The organism is Roseibium sp. RKSG952 (assembly GCF_009711355.1).
This window is the reverse complement of the sequence record NZ_SMMF01000118.1, coordinates 1-270: the sequence shown is the minus strand read 5'-3', so window position 1 is coordinate 270 and position 270 is coordinate 1. Positions and strand designations below refer to the sequence as shown.

The window sequence follows — 270 nt, the reverse complement described above, 5'->3', positions numbered from 1 at the left end:
GAAAAATTTGAGCGCAATAAGCCGCACGTCAACATTGGCACCATCGGCCACGTTGACCACGGCAAGACGACGCTGACTGCTGCAATCACGATGACGCTGGCGGAAGCTGGCGGCGCGGAAGCAAAAGCTTACGACCAGATCGACGCTGCACCTGAGGAAAAGGCTCGCGGCATCACCATCTCCACGGCGCATGTCGAGTACGAGACGGATAACCGTCACTATGCTCACGTTGACTGCCCGGGTCACGCCGACTACGTCAAGAACATGATC

1 protein-coding gene is annotated in these 270 nt (G+C 57.4%); it reads left to right on the top strand.

Features of this window, described 5'->3' with window-relative positions:
- Positions 1-270, top strand: a 270-nt coding sequence (locus tag E1297_RS00280; protein WP_244327576.1) for a GTP-binding protein, incomplete at both ends; no start/stop codon positions are given.